The 20359-nt window shown below is 38.3% G+C and carries 24 protein-coding genes and 2 tRNA genes; 22 read left to right on the forward strand and 4 right to left on the reverse strand.

The window, feature by feature from the left end:
• Nucleotides 1-101: 101 nt before the first annotated feature.
• The 5 genes from trxA (at nt 102) to EQG61_RS04190 (ending at nt 3016) form a co-directional block, all read left to right on the forward strand.
• Nucleotides 102-419, forward strand: a complete 318-nt coding sequence (gene trxA / locus EQG61_RS04170; RefSeq protein WP_129460628.1) for a thioredoxin — start codon at nt 102-104, stop codon at nt 417-419.
• Between the two features lie 62 nt (nt 420-481).
• Nucleotides 482-1408 carry a DUF58 domain-containing protein gene (locus EQG61_RS04175; RefSeq protein WP_129460629.1) on the forward strand — a complete coding sequence of 309 codons (927 nt, stop codon included), beginning with the start codon at nt 482-484 and terminating at the stop codon, nt 1406-1408.
• 85 nt (nt 1409-1493) lie between these two features.
• Nucleotides 1494-1567 (forward strand) — tRNA-Asp (locus EQG61_RS04180).
• Nucleotides 1568-2173: 606 nt separating this feature from the next.
• A complete protein-coding gene (locus EQG61_RS04185; RefSeq protein ID WP_129460630.1) occupies nt 2174-2539 on the forward strand; it encodes a hypothetical protein in 366 nt (121 codons plus the stop codon).
• A 3-nt stretch (nt 2540-2542) separates the two neighbouring features.
• On the forward strand, nt 2543-3016 hold the full coding sequence (locus EQG61_RS04190) for a hypothetical protein (protein ID WP_129460631.1): 474 nt from the start codon (nt 2543-2545) through the stop codon (nt 3014-3016).
• On the opposite strand, the gene EQG61_RS04195 is transcribed toward EQG61_RS04190, so the two are convergent.
• Together EQG61_RS04195 and EQG61_RS04200 are read right to left on the reverse strand one after the other, a co-directional pair.
• The gene (locus EQG61_RS04195) at nt 3017-4147 is read right to left on the reverse strand and encodes a glycosyltransferase (RefSeq protein ID WP_129460632.1); all 1131 of its coding nucleotides are present in this window, start codon (nt 4145-4147) and stop codon (nt 3017-3019) included.
• On the reverse strand, nt 4120-5061 hold the full coding sequence (locus tag EQG61_RS04200) for a lysylphosphatidylglycerol synthase domain-containing protein (RefSeq protein WP_129460633.1): 942 nt from the start codon (nt 5059-5061) through the stop codon (nt 4120-4122). Before EQG61_RS04200 ends, EQG61_RS04195 begins: the two co-directional genes overlap by 28 nt.
• Nucleotides 5062-5108: 47 nt before the next feature.
• On the opposite strand from EQG61_RS04200, the gene ruvC reads away from it, so the two are divergent.
• The 14 genes from ruvC (at nt 5109) to EQG61_RS04270 (ending at nt 15647) form a co-directional block, all read left to right on the forward strand.
• Nucleotides 5109-5660, forward strand: a complete 552-nt coding sequence (gene ruvC / locus EQG61_RS04205) for a crossover junction endodeoxyribonuclease RuvC (RefSeq protein WP_129460634.1) — start codon at nt 5109-5111, stop codon at nt 5658-5660.
• Between the two features lie 118 nt (nt 5661-5778).
• Nucleotides 5779-6648 (forward strand): hypothetical protein, encoded by an 870-nt coding sequence (locus EQG61_RS04210; RefSeq protein ID WP_129460635.1) that lies wholly within the window; start codon nt 5779-5781, stop codon nt 6646-6648.
• 94 nt (nt 6649-6742) lie between these two features.
• Nucleotides 6743-7876 carry a radical SAM family heme chaperone HemW gene (gene hemW / locus EQG61_RS04215; protein ID WP_129460636.1) on the forward strand — a complete coding sequence of 378 codons (1134 nt, stop codon included), beginning with the start codon at nt 6743-6745 and terminating at the stop codon, nt 7874-7876.
• 39 nt (nt 7877-7915) lie between these two features.
• Nucleotides 7916-8674, forward strand: coding sequence for a cyclase family protein (locus EQG61_RS04220; protein ID WP_129460637.1), 759 nt, complete (start codon nt 7916-7918; stop codon nt 8672-8674).
• 1 nt (nt 8675) lies between these two features.
• Nucleotides 8676-9074 carry a GNAT family N-acetyltransferase gene (locus EQG61_RS04225; RefSeq protein ID WP_129460638.1) on the forward strand — a complete coding sequence of 133 codons (399 nt, stop codon included), beginning with the start codon at nt 8676-8678 and terminating at the stop codon, nt 9072-9074.
• Between the two features lie 24 nt (nt 9075-9098).
• Nucleotides 9099-9470 carry an MmcQ/YjbR family DNA-binding protein gene (locus tag EQG61_RS04230; RefSeq protein WP_129460639.1) on the forward strand — a complete coding sequence of 124 codons (372 nt, stop codon included), beginning with the start codon at nt 9099-9101 and terminating at the stop codon, nt 9468-9470.
• A 47-nt stretch (nt 9471-9517) separates the two neighbouring features.
• A complete protein-coding gene (locus EQG61_RS04235) occupies nt 9518-10216 on the forward strand; it encodes a PH domain-containing protein (protein ID WP_129460640.1) in 699 nt (232 codons plus the stop codon).
• Nucleotides 10217-10386: 170 nt separating this feature from the next.
• Nucleotides 10387-10797, forward strand: coding sequence for a response regulator (locus tag EQG61_RS04240; RefSeq protein ID WP_129460641.1), 411 nt, complete (start codon nt 10387-10389; stop codon nt 10795-10797).
• Between the two features lie 4 nt (nt 10798-10801).
• Nucleotides 10802-11350, forward strand: coding sequence for a heme NO-binding domain-containing protein (locus EQG61_RS04245; RefSeq protein WP_129460642.1), 549 nt, complete (start codon nt 10802-10804; stop codon nt 11348-11350).
• A complete protein-coding gene (locus tag EQG61_RS04250) occupies nt 11347-13692 on the forward strand; it encodes a PAS domain S-box protein (RefSeq protein ID WP_129460643.1) in 2346 nt (781 codons plus the stop codon). The genes EQG61_RS04245 and EQG61_RS04250 overlap by 4 nt, the downstream gene beginning before the upstream one ends.
• Nucleotides 13667-13999: an Hpt domain-containing protein gene (locus EQG61_RS04255; RefSeq protein ID WP_129460644.1), complete on the forward strand. Its 333-nt coding sequence runs from the start codon at nt 13667-13669 to the stop codon at nt 13997-13999. The genes EQG61_RS04250 and EQG61_RS04255 overlap by 26 nt, the downstream gene beginning before the upstream one ends.
• Entirely contained in the window at nt 13996-14697 is a 702-nt protein-coding gene (locus EQG61_RS04260) for a LytR/AlgR family response regulator transcription factor (protein ID WP_129460645.1), read from the forward strand. Before EQG61_RS04255 ends, EQG61_RS04260 begins: the two co-directional genes overlap by 4 nt.
• A gap of 159 nt (nt 14698-14856) precedes the next feature.
• Nucleotides 14857-15279, forward strand: a complete 423-nt coding sequence (locus tag EQG61_RS04265) for a hypothetical protein (protein WP_129460646.1) — start codon at nt 14857-14859, stop codon at nt 15277-15279.
• 5 nt (nt 15280-15284) lie between these two features.
• Complete coding sequence (locus tag EQG61_RS04270) at nt 15285-15647, forward strand: hypothetical protein (RefSeq protein ID WP_129460647.1); 363 nt, start codon at nt 15285-15287, stop codon at nt 15645-15647.
• Nucleotides 15648-15814: 167 nt separating this feature from the next.
• On the opposite strand, the gene EQG61_RS04275 is transcribed toward EQG61_RS04270, so the two are convergent.
• Nucleotides 15815-16918 (reverse strand): DUF4407 domain-containing protein, encoded by a 1104-nt coding sequence (locus tag EQG61_RS04275; RefSeq protein ID WP_129460648.1) that lies wholly within the window; start codon nt 16916-16918, stop codon nt 15815-15817.
• A 430-nt stretch (nt 16919-17348) separates the two neighbouring features.
• Nucleotides 17349-18737: a dipeptidase gene (locus tag EQG61_RS04280; protein ID WP_129460649.1), complete on the reverse strand. Its 1389-nt coding sequence runs from the start codon at nt 18735-18737 to the stop codon at nt 17349-17351.
• A 108-nt stretch (nt 18738-18845) separates the two neighbouring features.
• On the opposite strand from EQG61_RS04280, the gene EQG61_RS04285 reads away from it, so the two are divergent.
• The 3 genes from EQG61_RS04285 (at nt 18846) to EQG61_RS04295 (ending at nt 20358) form a co-directional block, all read left to right on the forward strand.
• Nucleotides 18846-18927 (forward strand) — tRNA-Leu (locus tag EQG61_RS04285).
• 141 nt (nt 18928-19068) lie between these two features.
• Nucleotides 19069-19974 (forward strand): hypothetical protein, encoded by a 906-nt coding sequence (locus EQG61_RS04290; protein ID WP_129460650.1) that lies wholly within the window; start codon nt 19069-19071, stop codon nt 19972-19974.
• Between the two features lie 90 nt (nt 19975-20064).
• A complete protein-coding gene (locus tag EQG61_RS04295; RefSeq protein WP_129460651.1) occupies nt 20065-20358 on the forward strand; it encodes a helix-turn-helix domain-containing protein in 294 nt (97 codons plus the stop codon).
• Nucleotide 20359: the final 1 nt, after the last annotated feature.

The raw sequence follows: 20359 nt of genomic DNA on the forward strand, positions 1-20359 counted from the left end.
TAAAAAATAATTAAAAGTAATCCGAAGGGGAAAGGTGTACATTTATAATTAATTATCTTTGTCCTTCAAAACGAATACATAACTAAATAAAGACAGATATTATGGCATTAGCAATTACCGATGCTACTTTTGAAGATGTAGTGTTAAAATCCGAGAAACCGGTATTAGTAGATTTTTGGGCAGCTTGGTGTGGTCCTTGTAGAATGGTAGGTCCGGTTATCGATGAAATTTCTTCAGAATACGATGGAAAAGCGGTTGTTGGAAAAGTAGATGTAGATGCAAATCAAGAATTTGCAGCGAAATATGGTGTACGTAACATTCCAACTGTTTTGGTATTCCAAAATGGAGAAGTGGTAGGTCGTCAAGTAGGTGTTGCACCGAAAAAAACCTACACCGATGCAATTGATGCGTTATTATAACGGATATACGAAAGTGAACGAAAAGCCTGAAGAAATTCAGGCTTTTTTTTATCTTTGAAGGTATGAAGATCGAACAAGAAAAAGAACTCATCTCTGGATTTAAGCATTTGGAAATTTTAGCCAACCAAGTTGTGGAAGGTTTTATTTCGGGGATGCACAAATCGCCTTTTCATGGGTTTTCGGCTGAGTTTGCCGAACATAAAGTCTACAACAAAGGGGAGAGTACCAAGCATATCGATTGGAAATTGTTTGCCAAGACGGATCGTTTGTATACTAAGCGGTATGAGGAAGAAACCAATTTGCGTTGCCATTTGATTGTGGACAATTCTTCGTCGATGCATTATCCCGTGTTGAAGTCGGGCCAACCGTTTTACGAAAGTAAAATTGGATTTTCGGTACTGGCATCGGCGGTTTTGATGAATTTATTGAAAAAGCAACGCGATGCCGTGGGTTTAAGTGTATTTTCGGATCATTATGAGTATTATGCTCCCGAAAAGGGTTCGGATCGGCATCACCGCATGTTATTGTCGATTTTAGAAGGCGTTTTGGAACAACCCAAAGTAGCGAAGCGCACCGATACGATTACGTATTTGCACCAAATCGCTGAAAAAATGCACCGTCGTTCGATGATTATCTTGTTTACAGATATGTTTCAAGGCGAAGTTCATGAAAAATTATTCAGTGCTTTACAGCATTTAAAACACAATAAACATAAAGTGGTGGTGTTTCATGTGGTGGATGAAGCGACCGAGTTGCAGTTCAATTTTGACAACCATCCGCGTAAATTTATCGATGTAGAATCGGGTGAAGTGGTCAATTTATTTGCTGAAAATGTCCAAAAAGAATACGAAAAACGGGTAGAAAGTTACTTTAAAGACTTGGCGATGGCCTGCGCACAGAACAAAATTAAGTACGTTCCCGTCAATGTTGGCGCGGATTTTGAAAAAATATTGACCACCTATTTGGTTGAAAAACAAATGTTTGGTTAGTAGTCCAAAAAATTATTTGAAAATTTCTGCAAAAACGTTTGCAAAGCTGAAATTTGCTCGTATATTTGCATCCGCAATAAAGCAAGGTTTGGTAGTTCAGTTGGTTAGAATACATGCCTGTCACGCATGGGGTCGCGGGTTCGAGTCCCGTCCAGACCGCTAAATTGGGAGAAGCGTTCCGTTATACGGAGCGCTTTTTTGCCCAAAAAAGCATTGGAATGATGCTTCTGAATTGCAGGAAGCACATTTAAAATAGTTGTGTTGTTTCGTCTCGTGTAACAACGAGACAAGGTTTAGTAGTTAGACCAATGAAAAGCTTTTCCGATTCATTTCGGAATAGCTTTTTTGTTTTTTAGCAAGGTTTAGTTGTCTCTTTTGGGATTAAGAAATAGCTATGTTAGGTTTTCTTTGCCACGAGACATGAAGACACTAAGTTTGATGGTTGTAAGTCGCAGTCACAGTCCATGTTTTACACGCAGTTGTATAGGCATTGCTCAGTGGCTTAGTTGCTCAGAAGCTCAGTAACTCAAAACTCAAAAAGATATATCATTAAAAATATAAACTTGTAAGTTAGCCCCGACCTGCCTACCGGCAGGCTGGTTGAGGCATTGTTGGAGCTCTTGGAGTATTAGCGGAAAAGCGACTGCCGAAAGCGGGAAGACACGAGATTAGAACACGCAGTATGTGCTCCAAAAAATGAACTAACTGTTCCGACTGCCATTTCCATTAAATTTACTATTTTTGGTTTCCTTCAATGGTTGAGTTATGCAAAAGTTACTATGTTTTTTTGTCTTGTGGATGGGAATGGTTTTCGCGATACCCGCTGTGCATGCACAAAATTCATCCGATCCTGATTTGGCGATGAAGCACGCTTTGTATACCAAGTACCGCAAAGAGGTTTTGGCCTATGACAAAAAGCATTACGACGAACTGTTTTTTGCGTTTTTTGAAAAACAAAACGACCCCAATATTACGTTGACCAAAGAGGAGTATTACACCTACACCATTAAAATCGCGATTTATTCGGAGAAATTGGGAATGCTCTACAAAGACCAAAAAGATGTAGCGGAACAGACCAAGCGCGAATGGTTTGATAAACGGTATGAAGCCTATTTGCAATCCAAAAAATAAGCTGTGAAACGAATTGTTGTGCTTTTGGCGTTCGCCTTGACTTCTTGTAGTTATTTTGAAAAGCAAGTTCCCAATGAACAAGAACTTTTGCAAAAAGAACTCAAAGCCATCAATTGGAATCAAGTCGATGAATATCCTTCTATCGCTGAATGTGAAAAGCTAACGGATGCTACGCAGCGCAAACAATGTTTTTTCGAATTTTTATCGAGTACGATCCAACAAAAATTGGATACCGATACGTTGTCGGTATTGTATCCTGAATTGGATACCATTGAAGTGAAAATTACCGTAAATCCCGATGCGACTCTTGTATTTGAACCGCAATTTCCACAAGATTCAACCGCTTACGATAAAAAAAAAATAGATAGTATTTTGCGGGTCCGACTTACGGATTTGCCAAAAATTAATCCGGCCATCAAGCGCGGAATTCCGGTGAAAACACAATTTATCTTACCCGTTATTATTCGAGGTGAATAATTAGCGTTGAAATGTACGCCCTTTCCATTGAAAGCCGCCGAACAGTGCGCAAATTCCTGTCACACTACTAAAAAACGGATAAATCACACTACTCGCCAAGGGCAAGAAGAACTTTCCGTGTCGTAAAAAAGCATTCGTTCGATACATTACCGCAAAATCCACCGCATATTTTACAGCCCACATGCTCCAAACGATGGCCCATAGCAGTTGCTGGTTGAAGGCGAGAATGACGGCAGTTACCCAACTGAGATTCATCAACAAAACGACAACGGCGAGCATTTTTGCATAATTATTGGAATAGCCCGTTGATTTAGCTGCCCAACGAATGCGCTGTTGAATAACTGCAAAAGCATCATCGATAGGTCGGGTTTTGACCAAAGCGTCCACACTTTTCAAATAGCCTACTTTTTGCGGTTGTTGTTTTAATGCTTTTTGTAACAACAGTACATCATCACCGCCCGCGTATTGATTTAGTCCGTCAAAGCCTCCCAATTCATGGAAAAAAGAGGTGGTATAAGCAAAGTTGGCACCGTTGCACATGAATCCTTGGTTATTGCCAAAACTACCGATAGTAGTGCCTTGTAACGCTAAAGTTTCGAATTGTTGAAAATCGTGAAACCAGTTGTTTTTTGTTTTTAAAATAACGGGTCCGGCCACCATTGCGCACTTCGTCTCTTGAATAAAATCGTGATAGGTTTGTAACCAATTTTTAGGAAGGATGCAATCGCCATCAGTAGTAATGACCCACGAATGTTTAAGGATGGGCAATGCACGGGAAATGGCGTCTTTTTTAGGAGAACCTGTGCGGCGAACGTTTTCCAAATAGGTGGTGTCAAACTGACTGTGGGATAAACGCCAATTCAAATAGATTCGTTCACTTTGGTCTTCAGAAAAATCGTCGATGATGATAACTTCAAAATGTTCGGGGGGATAATTGAGATTTGCTATGGATTGTAATAGTGCCGGGAGGTTTTTCGCTTCATTACGAATGGGAATGACGATTGAAAATCCGGTAGTTGGTGTTGATTTTTTGGAAACAAAAACAGGGAGTTTTGCAATTCCTGAATAAATTTTTAAAAGATATCCGGTATAGATTGCCGTTATTAGTCCGAAGCCGATGTAGATGCCCATTGAGGTTTAAAAATTAAGATGAAATAACTTCCGAGGAGCACGGGAACCACAACATTCATAAGCCACATCAGTGTGCTGATGAAAACGACGGTCCAATCGTCTACTCCCAACTTTCCAAAGAAAAACAACGCAACACTGCCTTTTACTGCAAAATCCAAAAACTGAAAACTCGGTAAGGACGATGCCATAAAATAGACGGCTGCAATAGCGCCCATCAAAGTTGCATAAGGTAAATGTACCTCAAAAGCCCGAAATAAAAAATAGTATTGGTGCGAAAAGATGAGGTAACGGCCTAAGGCTAAGAGGTTGTTTTTTTGGTGAACCAGCTTTGGAAGTGCTTGAATTTTGGTGTAAAGGAAATGAAATGAATACCCTTTGAGGGTAATTTTTTGGGTAAAATAAAAAAGCAATCCCATCGCGGTAGCCAATGCGATAACGCCCCATGCCCATTCGGAATATCCTAAGATGAAAAGTCCGATAGTGCCAAAAACAACCGTGAGCACCATTTGAATACCGTTACAAATCAAATTTAAAAAAACGACTTGTCCCGCCTCTTTTTTGGGAAAATAAAAGGCTTTACCTGCATATTCTCCAATCCCGTTGGGCGTGAAAAGTCCGGCAGTTAGGGCGGCTAATACTTGTTTGGTAGATTCCCAAAGCGAAAGTGGGCGCAGGGTCGAACCCAAATTTTGCCATTTTAAAATTTCTAAAAAACGGTTGCTAAAGGTCAAGGCAAACAATACGAAAATCATCCCGGGATGGGCAATTTTTTGAAGTGCTTCGCGAAATGAAGTCCATGACAACTGGGGATCTGCACTTAATTTGTGGTAAATCACAAAAAACGCACCCGATACAATCACAATTTTAAGGAGAACTGTGAGGAATTGTGTAGCTTTGTCTGACCATGGATTCATGGTGCAAAGAAACTGCTTTTTAGCGACAACTCCCGAATTATTTGACATTGGCAAACGAACGTATCATATTAGGAATTGACCCAGGAACCACGATCATGGGCTTCGGACTCATTCGTGTGGTGAATAAAAAGATGGAATTTATTCAGTTAAATGAATTGTTGTTGAGTAAATACGACGACCATTATATGAAGTTGAAAAAAATCTTTGAACGCACCATTGAGTTAATCGATACCTATCATCCCGATGAGATTGCGATTGAAGCGCCTTTTTTCGGAAAAAACGTCCAATCGATGTTGAAATTGGGTCGGGCGCAAGGTGTTGCGATGGCCGCGGGTTTGTCTCGTCAAATTCCGATTACCGAATACGAGCCCAAAAAAATCAAAATGGCGATAACCGGTAACGGAAATGCCAGCAAAGAGCAAGTCGCTAAAATGCTACAACAATTATTGGGGTTAAAAGAATTACCCAAAAATCTTGACTCCACAGATGGTTTAGCCGCTGCGGTTTGTCATTTTTTCAATACGGGCAAAGTGGTTGCTGGGAAAAGTTATTCAGGTTGGGATGCCTTTGTGAAACAGAACCAAGAACGAATTAAGTAAAATTTTCGCTACAAATTTTTCTAGTTTTCAAGGAAATTAATTCGTTGATTTTGAATGCTAAAAAAAATAATGCAAATTTGTACATCGACATACGTAACTTTTTAATCCATTATACACCATGAGAAAATTGAGCATTTTTGCAACTCTTTTAGTAACTTTTCTATTATTTTCTTGTTCAAATTCAGAGAACTCAAGCAGTTCAGGGCAAAGTCAGAATGTTGTCACTTTTACATCTAATTCGGTAGCCAAAACGGTAACTAGTTTTCAAGCTCGAAAATCAGAAAATACCATTGCAATTACGGCAGTGACCAGCGATGGATACGGTTTAGAAATTAATTTCAACAAATTTGGCGACTTAAATAAAGTTTCTACTTACAATTTGATGGGCTCTGAAAGTAATACGTCTCACATCAATTTTACATCTCATTATTTTACCTTTAACATGACATCTATTGATGAGTCAAATAAGATTGTAAAAGGTGATTTTACAGGTCGACTGTATGAAAATGAAAACGATTTAAGTTCGCCTTATGTCACAGTAAGCGGTAATTTTGATGTAGTCTATACTGAAGTGACACCCACTGTTCCTAACCTCGAATGTTATGCAAAAATTGCGGGACAAGATTGGTACAGTACCAAAGGCTATCAAAATAACGGATTTGGAATGGATGACTTTATTATGCAAAATCTTTCCGATGATGATGTTTTAATTGGCATGGGTTTTAATTCTACGAATAACGGGCCTGGAGTCTATAATTTTACGCCTTCAAGTACCACAAATTTTGTCCACTTCTCAAAGTTTAACACCACAACTTTAGAATACGATTTGTATAATTGTACAGGAACCATGACGGTAGTATCTAAAACGCCTGCGATTGTAGGTTATATTATTGATGTAAATTATAGTTTAACGGCTGTGAATCCCGCGAATTCAAGTCAGTCCATACAAATTACCAACGGACATTATAAAGATTATTACAGTTGGTAATTCCTAATGTAAAATTTAGAAGTCGGTTCAAGTAACCGACTTTTTTAGTTTATTTTTGGTTCGAGAATAAAAACTTGAAACCTGTACCTTCACGATGAGTGGCATCTACCTCCATATTCCTTTTTGCAAACAAGCCTGTCATTATTGTGATTTCCATTTTTCGACTTCTTTGAAAAAAAAGGAAGCGCTGGTGGCTATGATGGCGCGCGAAATAGAGTTGCGGAACACTTGGATGGGTGACCATACCGTGATTGAAACCATTTATTTTGGAGGGGGAACGCCAAGTCTATTGACGATTCCTGAACTTCTTTTTCTTATCGAAACCATTTACCAGCATTTCAAAGTGGTAGAGCACCCCGAAATCACACTGGAAGCCAATCCCGACGATTTAACTCCGGACTATTTACATGCTTTGGCACAAACTCCGGTGAATCGGTTATCCATTGGAGTACAGTCGTTTTTTGAAGAGGATTTACGCTTGATGAACAGGGCACACAATGCGCAAGAAGCGTTGGCTAGTTTGCAATTGGCGACTACACTATTTGATAATATTACCTTGGACTTGATTTATGGGATTCCCGGACTCACAAATGAAAAATGGTTGGCCAATATCCAAACAGCATTGGATTTGGGGGTATCGCATATTTCGAGTTATGCGTTGACAGTCGAACCCAAAACGGCCTTGCATTCTTTTGTACAAAAGGGGATTATTCCCAATCCTGATGATGGCCAAGCCCAAGAGCAATTCTTATTGTTGATTGACCAACTCGAAGCAGCGGGTTTTGTGCATTATGAATTGTCTAATTTTGGGAAAGAAGGTTATTTTTCAAAAAACAATTCAGCCTATTGGTTGGGCAAATCCTATTTAGGAATTGGTCCTGCAGCACATAGTTTTAATGGTATCCAACGCGGTTGGAATATTTCCAACAACTCCAAATACATACAAACCCTCGAAGCCCATGAATTGCCTTTGGAATTGGAAACCTTGTCCCTGACCGATCGCTATAATGAATATGTGATGACAGGTTTGCGTACGATTTGGGGTGTCGATTTGAATCGTTTGGAAACGGAATTCGGACCCCGATTCAAGACGTATTTTCTGCAACAAGCCGAAGTGCATTTGGAAGACCATTTGCTCTTCATAGACGGTGATATCGTTCGAACTACCCGTAAAGGAAAGTTTCTAAGTGATGGGATTGCGAGTGATTTATTCCTACTGAATTTATAAATTTATACCTTAGCGTACTTTGCGGTAATTTCTCAACTTATGATTCTACAATTTGATACCTATACCTTTGATACTTCGCAACCCATTGACATTTCGATTCCCTTAACCAATACCGATGCGAATCCAATTGCGTGGTATTTGGAACAGCCCGTGATCGAACCCGTTCGTTTTGGTGATTGGGTTGGAAAAGTGGCAGAAGGTAGTTCGACCAACTTCAACAACATCCATTTCAACCCGCATGGACATGGAACGCATACGGAATGTTTGGGACACATTACCCGTGATTTTTACAGTATAAATCAATGTTTGCAAACCTTTTTTTTCCGTTCCGAATTGATTTCGATAACGCCTGAAGTTCATGCAAGTGACGGAATCATTACCCAAAATCAACTGGAAAAAGCCTTGGCAGGAAATACGCCCGAAGCCTTAGTGATTCGAACTTTACCAAATCTAGAATCGAAAAAGCACCAAAACTATTCCCATACTAATCCGCCGTATTTGGCAGCGGAAGCCGCACATTATTTGCGTGAAATTGGGGTAAAACACCTCTTGATTGATTTGCCCAGTGTCGATCGGGAAGAAGACGGTGGTGCCTTGGCGGCGCATAAAGCCTTTTGGAATGTAACTGATGTCAACCAACTCAATGCCGATGCGCGTTTGGATTGCACCATTACGGAATTAATTATTGTGCCGGATACGGTGCCAGACGGGAGTTATATGCTGAATTTGCAAATTGCTTCGTTTGAAAATGATGCGTCGCCCAGTAAACCGGTTTTGTATGCTTTAAATGAAAAGTAAAATGATTGAAGTCAGTACGGATAAATCCCGTTTGGATGTTCCTTTTGTCCAAAATTTCTTGAAAGATATCTATTGGGCGGCAGGACGAACAAGGGAAGAAGTGCAAACTACCATTGACGCCTCGGTGTGTTTCGGACTTTATTTGGACCAACAGCAAATCGGTTTTGCTCGAGTAATTACTGATTATGTGGTGTTTGCTTATGTGATGGATGTCTTTGTGGATGCCGATTATCGCGGAAATGGTTATGCTTCAGTGTTGATTGAAGCCATGATGAACGAACCCCAATTGCAAGAAGTGAAAATTTGGCGTCTAGCAACCTCGGATGCTCACATTTTATATAAGAAATTTGGATTCAAAGCGTTGGCGCATCCCGAAAAGATGATGGAATACATTCGATAATTGGATACTAATAAATAAAAAAGCATGAATATTCAGCAACTGTACGACTATTGCCTGTCTAAAAAAGGAGCGACCGAACATTTCCCGTTTGATGAAGACACGTTGGTGTTTAAAGTAGGAGGGAAAATGTTTTGTTTGACCTCTTTGAAGGAATGGGAGAATGGATCTCCTTCTTTAAATTTGAAATGCAATCCCGAATGGGGAGAAGAGTTGCGGGCACGTTACGATGCCATTCAAGCAGGTTATCACATGAGTAAAGTACATTGGAATACAATTGCCTTTCATGGAGATGTTAGCAATGTATTTATGTGTGAATTAATAGATCATTCCTACGATTTAGTTTTTAAAGGTTTAACCAAAAAAGTTCGGGAAGAAATCCTTCAAAGTGAAATTTAGGCATTACTTTTGTAGCCATCGATTCGTTTAAAAAAGTAACTAAGACCATGTTAGATAATCTCAAAAAAATACTCAACGAAGATCAAGATCCCAAAGCGATTGAAAAAATCACGGCTAAATTGGAAAACCTATTAATGTCCCATGAAGAAGTGGGCTACATTGCCGTTCAAAAGAAACCTGCGATTACCGTTTTTCCCGACAGCATTGTGGTGACCAACAAGCGCATCATTTTATGCAAACCCAAAAACTTGGGCTTGTCCATGGAATTTGTGGATTATGATTGGAATGACATTGCAGGAACATTCGTTAAAGAAGGGATTTTAGGTTCCGATTTTACGTTTACCACGCAATCCGATTTGACACATACCGTCGATTATTTGCCTAAAAATCAAGCGCGAAAATTATACACTTTTGCTAAGGAACAGTTGGATGCCTTGAAAAATCCCGTAGCCGCGCCTGTTGCAGTTCCCGTTCAAGAAACTCTAGTTCAAGAAACTCCAGCTGAAATTGTGGAAGAACCTGAAGTAGAAGAAGTGACGAATTTTGCTGAAATCATTCCATCACCTGCTATGGATTCTCCTGCTGACAATTCAATTTCAACGTCCACAGCTGAGAAAAAATTAAGCGATTTGTCGAAGGAAGAATTGTTTGAAAAATTACAGAACTACAAAAAGCTTTTGGATAACGGTTTGATCTTGCAAGGTGAATACGATCGCTTGAAGGCAGAAATTTTAAACTATTTATAAAAGTAAACATTATTCTATACTTGAAATGCGCATTAACTACGGTAAATGCGCATTTTTTTTGTTACATCGACAGCGTTCGTCTACAGGTAAAGTGTTTTGAACGACTTTTTGATAACGACCAACGAAAATTAAATTATATAGTAGATATTTGAGTAAACTTTGTTAGAACAATGAAAAGCTCTGTGCGAATGCTATTGTTGGAAGACGATCAAATTGAAATTATGAAATTTGAACGCGTCATTCAATTAGTAGATGCTTCTTATCACGTTCAAATCGCTAAAAACGGTGAAGAAGCATTGGACTATTTACAGACATGCCATCCGTTGCCAAATTTGATTTTGTTGGATTTAAACATGCCTAAATTTAGCGGGATCGAATTTTTAAAGGCGTTGAAAAAACATGAAAAATGGTACCATATCCCTTGTGTAGTATTGACTACCTCCGATAATAATGTAGATTTATTGGAGTGTTACCGTGAGGGAATTGCGGGCTATTTTTTAAAGCCGTTACGCTATAATGAATACGTAGAGCTCATTCATATGCTGTTAAATTATTGGAATAAAAGTCTCACTGTAAAATAGTGCCATGTACGGGATATTTATCAATTCTATTAAAGATTATATCATCCAAAACTTTGGAATGGAAGTTTGGGAAAAAGTGTGCGAACATGTGGGCTTAGAAGAAGATTATTTTATCAATTCAGAGTTTTATACCGATGATTTATTGGAACGAATTATTAGCGCCATAATCAATTTGCAAGATCGTGAAACAGATGATTTGTTTTACGAAATTGGTTATTGGTGGGCGTTGAAATTTGTGCCGAAACTCTATTTGGGGAATGTGACCAAAGGACAAGATCATTTTAAAAAGTTTTTGATTGATTTTCCTTTGTTTATTAACCGATTGGCTTTAATTTACCCCAATTTAAATTTGACTGAATTTCATTCCCGTCAACTCTCAGAAAATGAAATTCAATTTTTACATGCGCCATATAAATTAAAAAAGCCAACGTTTACCAAAGGAATTTTGAAAGGTTTTGGCGATTTATTTGAAGCCCACTTTGAATTAACTTTACTGCAAGTCGAAAGTGAAAATAGTTTGTATAACGAATACAAAATCACCTTTATGGCATGATGGATAAAGGATTCTATTTTGATCAACAATCGTTTTCAACGCTATTTCCATTTTATTTCATCATGGATAAGCAACAGCGTATTTTAAATTTTGGACCCAGTTTGAAAAAAATGATTCCTGAATTAAATTACAACGATTCATTTGATCTTTTTTTTCATTTTAAATCCCCTATTTTTTTAAAAAATGCTGCAGAAATAACCGTTGAAAAATTAGAAGGGACCTTAATTGTTCTTACCGTATTAAATCATACCAAAACGTTTTTGCGAGGGCAAATGATTCCTTATGGGGATGATATCTTATTTATTGGGTCACCTTGGGTTTCCAGTATTGATGAGCTCGCTGAAAAGAAATTGGAAATGACCGATTTTGCCATTCATGATACCAGTATCGATATGCTCAATATGTTGCGTAGTCTTGAAATTAGCAACAACGATTTGAAGTATATGGTGCATGCGATTACTTCCCAAAAAAGAGAATTACAACGCGATAAAGAAGAAATTAAAAAACTTTCTTTGGTGGTAAGTACCAACGAAAATGGCGTGGTGTTGACCGATATAAACGGCGAGGTTTTTTGGGTAAATGAAGCCTATATGTCCATGACAGGTTATCGTGAAGAATCTGTTATTGGAAATACTTTATATCGATTGGGGGTATCCGAGTTTACGGATAAAACGGTACTCGATAAAATGTTAGAAGCTTTCCGTAAAGCCGAGGTTTTTGACTACGAAGTGATACATAAACGTGCTGACGAGAGCTTTTTTTGGGCACGAATAAAGGGACATCCTGTTTTTGATAATTTGGGAAATTTCATCGAATACTATACGATGATAGAAGACATTACCCATGAAAAGGAAATGCAAGACCGGCTTAAAGAATCGGAACAACGTCTGCGTTCCCTTATTTTAAACTTACATGATGGTATTCTCTTGGAAGATGAAAATCGGAAAATCCTTTTGGTCAATCAAAAATTCTGTTCCATGTTTGGAATTCCGGTAGCGCCCGAGTTGTTAATTGGATCGGATTGTACCAATTCCGCCGAAGAATCCAAAGACTATTTTAAAGATAATACCCATTTTATCAGCAGAATCGAGCAAATTTTAAGCGATAAACAACCCGTATTGCATGAAGTGTTGGAATTGGTGGACGGACGTGTTTTTTCACGCTCTTACATTCCTGTTGTGATTGATAATGTGCACAAAGGCCATTTGTGGACGTATGAGGATATTTCGCTCGAACGCCATTTCCAGGATAGTTTAAATAATGAAAAAGAGAAATACCGTCGCATTATTGAAAACATGAATATTGGGTTGTTGGAAGTAGATAATGACGACCGAATTTTGATGGCCAATCAACGGTTTTGTACCATGAGTGGCTATACGCCTGAAGAACTCGAGGGTAAAAAAGGGGTGGATGTTTTCCTAAATGAAGACACTAAACGATTGTTAACCGAAAAATCACAATTGCGTCGCAGTAAAATCTCTGATTCATACGAATTGGAAGTCCGCGGCTCCGATGGCGAAGAACGGGTTTGGTTGGTCAGTGGCGGACCCAATTACGATCTTACCGGGTCAGTAATCGGTTCCATCGGATTGCATTTTGATATTACCGAAACCCGAAATCTAGAAATTCAACGCGAGCAATTATTGGAACGCTTAGAGCGTCAAAACCGCCAATTGAATGAATATGCGCAAATTGTTTCACACGACTTGAAGTCACCGCTTCGTAGTATACATTCTTTAATTACTTTTATAAAAGAAGATAATGATAAAGAATTTAACGAGCAAACAGCCAAATACTTTAATCTTATCCAAGAAAAAGTAGAGAAAATGGAGCTCTTAATTCAAGGGATTTTGGCCTATTCCAAAATTGATAGTCCTACCTCACGAAAGGAATCTATTGATTTGAACGATTTAGTCAGATCTATTGAATCTATAATTTATATCCCTAATCATATTTCACTACAAATAAAAAGACCATTGCCTACTGTAAAAGAAGATCTTTTCCGAATGCAACAACTCTTTTTGAATTTGATTAGCAATGCCATTAATTATAATGACAAGTCGATTGGATTTGTAGAAATCGATGTGGAAGAAGAACCCCTACGCTACATTTTTAGTGTTCGCGATAACGGCATCGGAATCTCAACGCGTAATCAATCCCGTATTTTTAAAATGTTTGAGTCCATTAATGGTAATGAAAAATCAACCGGAATTGGCTTGAATATTGTCAAAAAAATATTGGAGAATATCGGAGAGGAAATCTGGCTCATCAGCGAAGAAGGTGTTGGCACTACGTTTTATTTTACCTTACAAAAACATGATAAACGAAACCCCAAATCTTGAGTATCTAGAACAGTTGGCTGCTGGTGATCCAAAAGTCAGACAAACCATCTTTGATGTTATGGTCAAAGAGTATTTTGCAGACTATCAGGAATATAAAGCAGCAATTGCGCAAAATGATGTCAAAAAAAGCATTACCTTTGTTCATCGCTTGAAACATAAAATTGGCTTTTTAGGTATGGAGTATTCTTACCAAATAGCTCATCGTTATGAAGAAGAATTGCGTCGAAATTCGGATCGATTTCAATCCGAATTTGAAGCGGTTTTACTTAAAATTCAAGAATTTATTAATTCAACGCCAAGCCTATGAAATGTGTAATTGTTGATGACGAATTGTTAGCACGGGAGGTGTTATCGCATTTGGTTTTAAAAACGCCCGACTTGATAGTCACTGAGACTTTTTCCAATGCGATTGACGTGATGAAATACCTCAATTCCAATCCCGATGTGGATTTGATTTTTTTGGACATTCACATGCCCAATTTTTCTGGATTTGATTTTGTTCAAACCATTAAAAACCCGCCACTCATTATATTGGTAACCAATGATAAAAATTTAGCCTTGGAAGCCTTCAATTATGATTGTATTGTGGATTATTTGGTAAAACCAATTCTTCCTGAACGCTTTGAACGTGCTATGGAACGCGTACGCATGAAATTGCATGTGGGCTACATTAAACCTGTTGACTCCAATGATCCCCAAGAAATTTATGTGAATATCGACAAACGGTTAATAAAGATTGATTTGAATGCGATTAACTATATCAAAGCCAATGGGGATTATGTCATCATCAAAACCGAACAACAAAATTACATTGTGCATACGACCTTGTCCAAATTACAAGAGAAATTGCCCAAAACCCAATTCTTAAAAACGCACCGTTCTTTTATCATTAATATTGCCAAAATCATTGATATCAAAGACTCTACCGTATTAATTGGCAAAGATGTTATCCCTGTGAGCAAGAACAATCGTGCCGAATTAATTGAGCGATTGAATTTGATCTAACTCGTTAAAGCGGAAGCAATGAATGTTTACCATTTTGCTTCGTCGACACCGAATCCACTTTCGTCGACAGTTCCCTATGGATCTGTCGATTTTTTATTTTACTGCACTGTTATCGAACTACATTTGGTATAGATTTCAACCCCAAGTTAAATCTACCCTATGGAAAAGTTAGAATATAAAAATAATTTCGGTTTACTCTTTGAGTCCCATTTCTGTGTTTTACAGTCCGGTTTGATGAAAGATTATTCTTATGACGGATTTCGTAAAATACGCTTGTTTAAAATCCGAAACTATCATTACAACTTGGTGTTGTTTTTAGTTTCCATTGGCATGACGATGCTTGGTTTTGGTTTACGTTCTTATGATCCGTCAATGGTGGTGTTGGGTGTTGTTGTTGGTGCTGTTATGCTTTTTCTGAGTTATCGTACCAAAAAATACCGGTATCAATTGCAAATGGTGACTTTGAATTACGAACCGATCGTTGTTGAAGTGGCCGCAATTATCCACGAAGATGCGAAAACCATAGTACGAAAATTGAATCGAAAACTCAATCAAAAATCGACCTATTTACAGGCGGTATAACGATTATGGCAACAGCAAAATTAGCAGTGTATGATACCTCCAAAGGGTTTTCCTCTTTTGTGAAACATTACTTCTCAAAAAGAGTGGATATTGAGGTATGCACCAGCAAGAAGAAATTCAGCTTGGAATGGTTTAAAAACTTTAAACATTGCTTTTTTGTGGTGAATGATATTGAAGATTTGTTCAATTTGATGAAAGTGGCCCAACTACATAATGACGTTGTTGCCGGTTCGCCGAGTCGAATTTTAGAAATGAAAATAAAAACAGTAAATGATCAAGACGTGAAAGTAATGGACTTTAGTCTTAACAAAAACGAATTGATGCTTTACATTGATAATTATTTGAAAAATAACCAATTATTGGAATAATATAAATCATGGTTGATTTTAGCAGATTGTTTTTTAGAGTGTGACAATCTGTACCAAAAAGCTAACCGGCACAACCATTAGGTTGCAGAAAGTTGTTAGGGTTCTATCTGTTGTCCGGTTAGTTTTTTTTGATTTGAATGATAAAGTCCCGGTAACGGGACTTTTTTTTATTCCAAGGCTTTCTTTTGTTTCGCGACAAAACCATCCGCTTGCAATTGGAGCAATTCCTTAGCGCCTTTGCGCTTGTATTGGTAAAGCTCTTTATCTTCACGGATATCGGCATAAATTTTATCGTTAATCGCAGCATCCGTTTGTTTTTGCAGATTGCTTTGGTAACGGTTTTGTTCCAAGACTGTTTTTAACGCCATTTCTTGATCTTCGATTTTAAAATCGTATTCGCCTTTTGGAGACAATAATTTTGCAATTACAGGCGCCGTTTCAATCGCCAAAAACAACAGCATAATGAAAAATGAAGGTAAAAAAGGCAACTTTCCTAGAGCATTAATACGCGCCATGAGTCCGTCAAAACCATCAATAACCGGTTGGGTTTCACTCACTTTTTTATCCACATCGGCTTGTAAGGTTTTAGCACGCGATTCTTTTTCGGCTAGGGTAGTAGCGGTTACTTTTTTTAACGAATCCAATTGCAAGGCGGCACGATCGTAAGCCGCACGTTTTTCTTTGTAAATCGGACCCTTGCCCATTTTCTTGGTGCCCGCCGTACCTTCTGCTTCGGTGATGTAGGATTGGTACAAGGCGGCGACTTCTTTTTCTTTGGTAGCAATCGAACCTTTCAAACTGTCCATTGTAGCTTTGTTTTGGTCCAAATCGGATTTGTAGAAATTGGCTACTTGTGTTTTGTTGGCGAGCGCCATCTCATTTTTCTCTTTTAAGATGACCGTATTAATTTCCTTTTCAAAAATTTTAATTTCCAACGGTTTTGAAATTACGATGGCGATGATTAAAGCCAGCACAATTCGCGGCGAGGCTTGAATGAATTCATCCAAAAAAGAATCTCTTTTTTTTAAGGTAGACACGATAAAGCGATCCAGGTTGAAAATGAGTAAGCCCCAAACCAAGCCAAAAGCGGTGGCTGTATAATAGTTGTCAAAAACGGTGAACAGCGCATAACTCCCCGCGAGGAAAGCCATGAAAGCCGTGAAAAATACCGTTGCACCAATTCCGGCATACTTGTTTTGTTCCCCATTGGAACAGCCGGCAATAAGGTCTTTGTCCACTCCCGAACAAAGCAAGAAGAAGCGTTTTAACATGATGATTGATTTTTGATTGATGATGATTATACAAAAGTAACGCCAAAAGTGGATTGCTGGTATGTTAAACTTGAAAAAGTGCGGTATTTATTTGAAAAACAGCGTTTTTGCGATTTCATTTTGTCTTTGATAAGGCAGCAGCAGTAACGGTAATTATCCAGTGCCTTCCCGTTATCCGTTGCAATCTGCTCCGCTTCGCTCCGCAGGATTTCCACTGCTACCGGGGCTGAGGTTGGAGTGCCAATTTCTAAAAACGTTCTTTCAAAATGCAGTTACCCGCTTTTTGCACATTCGCGTGAGGGATGGAAGTAAGGTGCCGCGCACCACGGACAGCCCGACCCCGTTCCCGATAATTGATTTGGAAGCTAAAACGTGATGAACGGGGGCACGCCCACAAAAAAAGCTGCCTCTTTCGAAACAGCTTTACTTTTTATTTGCTTAATTCCACAAAATACTTGTAGAACAACGGGATGGTTTCAATGCCTTTGAGGTAGTTGAAGATGCCATAATGTTCGTTGGGCGAGTGGATGGCATCGCTGTCCAATCCGAAGCCCATCAAGATGGTTTTGGATTTTAATTCTTTTTCAAACAAGGCCACAATAGGGATACTTCCGCCCGAGCGCACCGGAATGGCAGGAACACCAAAGGTTTCCGTATAGGCTTTGTTGGCGGCTTGATAGCCAATGCTGTCGATCGGGGTCACATAACCTTGGCCACCGTGGTGAGGTGTTACTTTTACCGTAACAGAAGGCGGCGCAATGCTCACAAAGTGTTTGGCAAACAAATCGGTGATTTCTTCCCAGTCTTGGTTGGGTACCAAACGCATCGAGATTTTGGCATAGGCTTTACTCGCGATTACGGTTTTGGCGCCTTCGCCGGTGTAGCCGCCCCAAATGCCGTTGACATCCAAGGTTGGGCGAATCGAATTGCGTTCGTTGGTGGAATAGCCGGCTTCGCCATAAACATCGGCAATGTCCAAGGCTTTTTTGTAGGCGTCTTCGCTGTAAGGGCGTTTTGCCATTTCGGCACGCTCGGCCTGCGACAATTCCTCTACTTTATCGTAAAAACCAGGAATGGTGATGTGGTTGTTTTCATCATGGAGCGAAGCGATCATTTTGGCTAAAATATTGATCGGGTTGGCTACCGCTCCTCCATATAATCCGGAATGTAGATCGCGATTGGGTCCGGTCACTTCCACTTCCACATAGCTCAAACCGCGCAATCCAGTTGTGATTGACGGTTGTTGGTTGGAAATCATGCCTGTATCAGAGATCAAAATTACGTCGTTGGCCAATTTGTCTTGGTTGCGTTCTACAAACCAACTCAAAGACTTGGAGCCCACTTCCTCTTCACCTTCGATCATGAATTTCACGTTACACGGCAAGGTGTTGGATTGGATCATGTATTCAAATGCTTTGACGTGCATGAACATTTGTCCTTTGTCGTCACAAGCACCGCGGGCAAAAATTGCACCTTCGGGGTGGATTTCGGTGGTTTTAATTACGGGTTCGAACGGAGGTGAATCCCATAAATCTATCGGGTCGGGCGGTTGCACATCGTAGTGCCCGTAGACCAATACTGTGGGTAATTTCGGGTCGATGATTTTTTCTCCGTAAACGATAGGGTAGCCGGGGGTTTCGCACAATTCGGCTACATCGCAACCGGCTTTGAGTAGGCTGTCTTTGACCGCATTGGCGGTATCGATGACATCTTGCGCGTAGGCGCTATCGGCACTCACCGAAGGAATTTTTAAGAGTTCGATGAGTTCTTGAATAAAACGTTCTTTGTTTTGTTGAACGTAGGGTTTAATATTATCCATTGTTGAAATTAAATTGTCGTATTCAAATTTACTAAAAAAGACGGTTAAAAAAATTTGTTATTCATAATTCGTTATTCATATTTATCTTTATATTTGCACTCACAATTCGCGGGTGTGGCGAAATTGGTAGACGTGCCAGACTTAGGATCTGGTGCCGCAAGGCGTGTAGGTTCGAGTCCTATCACCCGCACTTTAAAAATCTCTAAAGCGCTTTAAGTAAGCGATTTGGAGATTTTTTATTTTAATATTCCCCAATAATTCCCCTTTTTTTATTTTTCATTTACTTTATTTAATTTCATTAATTTCGATTAACTAAAGTTAAAGCCATTAGATGTCACAAAAGTTTTTTAAAATACTTGATTCATTACTATTTTCTGAATTGTCAGAAAGTGAACAAAAGGCTATGTTGATTCAAACAAAAGTTTATGTAAAGGGGAATAGTACACCAATAGAGTTAAATTTGGAAGATGGGGAAATTTTGAGTAATAGTTATGGTAGCCCCAAGTATATTGGTCTTGACTTTGAATTTAATGAAGTTAATTACAAATTAAATGATGATTTTTTAAGTGAAGTTTTTAATGAATGTATCAAATGTTTTAAATCTCATCATATTCCTTTGATCGATAATCAAATTGAAACTCTCAATTTACAAGCAGATTTTTCAGGTGATCGTTTTGTTGAAGAAATGCGACAAAAAGAAATTAATAATTACAACACTAATCTTTCAATAAAACTATTTAAAAAACTACATTATCTAGGCTTTGAAAATGAGCAGGCTCATTTAGATATAATGAAGACTTGCCTAAGTTTAAATTGGGTTGATTTATCAGATTATTTATTTGGCTTAAATAATATACCTAATTTTCATATACTTCATAATTATTATAACTATGTAAGATTGAATAGAGTATTATTGTTATTAGTTTCCAAGTTGTTATTAAAAGAATCCGATGAAAATAATAACATAAAATTCAGTAGGCCAAAATTTATAGCTATGCTAAATGAATTGGGTTTTTTTAAATGGGAATTGATTAAAGATTTAACCAATGTTCAAAAAGCAAAAGTTATTCTAGCATTAATGCAACAAGATTACGAAAATGAAAACGCCATACATAATGTGGTAAAGAATATACAAACACTTAACTCAAAAAGTGAATTGAATAATAAAAAATATACTGCTTGGACACACATGGAAGCCGTGAAAATGATTATTTGTAAAATAACAAACAAAAGTTAAGTGTGTCTTATTTAATTATAGTGGAATAAGTAGTGGATTCCACCCCCTCCTATGTGAATTAATTTTGACTTATAATAATTTAATTACATTATGAGAGAAACTATTCAAATTGAAAACATTAATTCAGAGGACTTCAAAAACGAAATAATTAATGGTGTTGTTGAGCGGATTAAAAATTTGGCTCAAAATTTTACTTCAAATCAAGAAGACAACATTTTACTAACCCGTGAAGAAACTGCAAAATTGCTTTCCATTTCACTTGTTAAACTTTGGAGCTTAACAAGAGATAAAAAGTTTCCAGTTTATCACATTGGCAAAAGTGTTAGGTATAAGAAAAGTGAAGTCTTAAATGTATTGAAGGTAATTAACAATAATGATCACTGAT

The organism is Flavobacterium stagni, assembly GCF_004122105.1.
Taxonomy (GTDB): Bacteria; Bacteroidota; Bacteroidia; order Flavobacteriales; family Flavobacteriaceae; genus Flavobacterium; species Flavobacterium stagni.